The 2351-nt window shown below is 36.0% G+C and carries 3 protein-coding genes; all 3 read right to left on the bottom strand.

Going from position 1 to position 2351, the window contains the following annotated elements:
• Nucleotides 1-42 precede the first annotated feature (42 nt).
• The 3 genes from T472_RS03670 to T472_RS03660 all read right to left on the bottom strand — a co-directional run bounded on the left by T472_RS03670 (nucleotide 43) and on the right by T472_RS03660 (nucleotide 2072).
• Nucleotides 43-246 carry a phage integrase N-terminal SAM-like domain-containing protein gene (locus T472_RS03670; RefSeq protein ID WP_023863329.1) on the bottom strand — a complete coding sequence of 68 codons (204 nt, stop codon included), beginning with the start codon at nucleotides 244-246 and terminating at the stop codon, nucleotides 43-45.
• 292 nt (nucleotides 247-538) lie between these two features.
• Nucleotides 539-790: a hypothetical protein gene (locus tag T472_RS03665; protein WP_023388272.1), complete on the bottom strand. Its 252-nt coding sequence runs from the start codon at nucleotides 788-790 to the stop codon at nucleotides 539-541.
• Nucleotides 783-2072: an AAA family ATPase gene (locus T472_RS03660; RefSeq protein WP_023388271.1), complete on the bottom strand. Its 1290-nt coding sequence runs from the start codon at nucleotides 2070-2072 to the stop codon at nucleotides 783-785. The genes T472_RS03665 and T472_RS03660 overlap by 8 nt, the downstream gene beginning before the upstream one ends.
• Between the last annotated feature and the right edge of the window lie 279 nt (nucleotides 2073-2351).

Genomic DNA, 2351 nt, shown 5'->3' with positions numbered 1-2351 from the left:
GCGTATTTGTGATGAGTGGGCATTGATACTGTGGTGGGAAAGCTAATTTGTCTTAAGAAGGAAAAGGAGATAGGTCTGAATGTCATTGTAGGAGGCCTCGACAGGGTTGATGCCCATCAAGTCCAGCCATTCAAGATAGGACCTGAGGAAAGACTGGTAGCTTTTCCTGGTATTGCTTGTCAGGTCTCTGAGCTCCAGGTAATGGTCCAGTTGAGATACATAGTTTTCTATCGTGATCTTGTCCATAGGTAACTCCTTTCAATCAAGCGCAGTGAAAATGGTTCGTAAGCGCAAAGGAGGAGGCCTGGGGGACAAGGACAAAATTTCAAAGGTAATGTTGTTGAATCTGACCAAATATGGTAACATAGGCGTACAAATAGTAGTTGTCCTCCTTTAGGTTATTTGTAGTTTGTCGTGATTCCACAATAAACCAACAATGGGGATTAAACTACTATTTTTTTGCGTAAAAAAAGCCTCTGTCAATTCAAGAGGCATAAGTATAGAATTGAGTTAAGGAACTATCGCGTAGTGATTTTGTTCAATCAAATACATCAGTATCATAGCAGAGAAAAATTGTATACTCCAATTCAGGATGTTTTCGTTGGATATCCTTCTCGAATTTTCGTCTGGCCCTTGTCTTAAAATTACCTATGCCTTTTAGGTTACATATAGTCAGATACGAAATCTCGAACTTATGGTTTTCGGTCATTGAGTGGAGTTTCTCTCTAAATCTGCTGTATAACTCATCTTCAGTATACCCTTCAACGAAAATAACGATCCCTTTACCCATTATTACCCTCATTATAGTAATCGAGAATTGAATCATCATTTTCACTTAGGAGATTAAAAATATACTCTCCAGTAGATAACTCAAGATCAATGGCGTCATGGATCAGGCGGCTAGCTGCCCGTTGTCTTAAACGTGAGAAATTGGCAATTCCATATTTACTTGGCATGCCCACATAAATATTGCTTAAGTCCAAATACTGGATAATATACGGTGAATGACTTGTAAAGACGATTTTACACTCATTGGATAATTGTGAAAGTATCCTCAGATAGCTTTGTAGGAGTCGTGGGTGCACAGAGTTTTCAGGCTCTTCAATTGCGATAATTGAATAGTTGTTTATATCTGCAAGAATTAAACTGGCAAGTATAAGAAAAATTCTTTTACTTCCATCAGAAATATATTTGAAATTTAAGGGCTGGTTCAAATTTTTATCTATTACGTATAATAAATATATTTGGCTATCAATAGTAAATGGTACTTTTTCAGGTGACCTTAGAAAGGGGAGATCAGTTCTATCTACTTTTTCCACCAAAATATCATCAATGTTTGGGAAAAGTGTCTTAAATGAATCAACTAAAATGTCATAATTTGATCTGTGCATAATTTTCATGTTGTAAATTAGCCTTGGTATGCTATCAATGTTGTTTAAGGACAATTCGTCAGAATCATTCCTAATGAATGCATTTGATGAGAATGATTGGCTTGCATCAAGATGACGCTCAATATACATGTTGAGGTTGTTTATCTTTTTTATGATATCCAGATAGTACAATGAGTCATATGCCATTAACTTATTAATGACAAGTTCATTTTGCTCAATGCTTAGTTTATTAGTGCACCTACCTGTTTCCGAAGATTTATATAAAGCTCCTTTTATATCCCTTGAGATTAAATGGTTGAATTTCTGGTTTTTATCGTTCAACCTGACCTTCAACCATTCTTCAACAATTCTTGAGCCGCTGGTATCATCTTTAAACCATTTGAATTTGTACCCGTATATTGCTTCATATGCTTTACCATTTGATGAAGTTTCCATTGTAAATTGAATGAAGTAATCATCCGACGCTGTCTCATTGTTAATTGGAATAGCGCTTTGAAGCCCCATGAGTCTGCTTTTTGCAGTAAGGGTTGCCTTTACGAATTCAATACCAAAGGAGATTCCGCTTAGTACATTTGATTTTCCGTAGCTATTGACTGCTACCAAAGCAATTATCGAATCAAGGTTCAGTTCAACCCCCTTAATATTTCTATAACCACCTAAAACAATTTTGTTGATTTTCAATCAAGACCACCTCCAAGTCATGTTAAGGTCCTCTTAAGTGGAATATACATCAAAATTGTATTAAACGCAATGATAAATGACGTTAAAAATTGAAATACGCAGAAATATTGTATATTGCATGATAAAACGCTAATAAATTTAACGTAAACAAAGATAATGTTTTCTAGCGACGGTCTCGCGGTTTTTGCAGATAAGGACTGAGAGGATTTAGAATAACAACAAAGGATATGAGTCTGAAGTCTCTTCAGCATCATATCCTTTTTCGTTGTGCGCCCGGCA

It is taken from the genome of Youngiibacter fragilis 232.1, assembly GCF_000495435.3.
GTDB classification, from domain to species: domain Bacteria; phylum Bacillota; class Clostridia; order Clostridiales; family Clostridiaceae; genus Youngiibacter; species Youngiibacter fragilis.
Note: the sequence above shows the minus strand (reverse complement) of the source record. Positions and strands in the feature narration are given on the sequence as shown.

Bases quoted from the DNA above. Each gene is read 5' to 3' on its own strand.
- T472_RS03665 (WP_023388272.1), bottom strand. From the start codon at position 790: ATGGGTAAAGGGATCGTTATTTTCGTTGAAGGGTATACTGAAGATGAG.
- T472_RS03670 (WP_023863329.1), bottom strand. From the start codon at position 246: ATGGACAAGATCACGATAGAAAACTATGTATCTCAACTGGACCATTAC.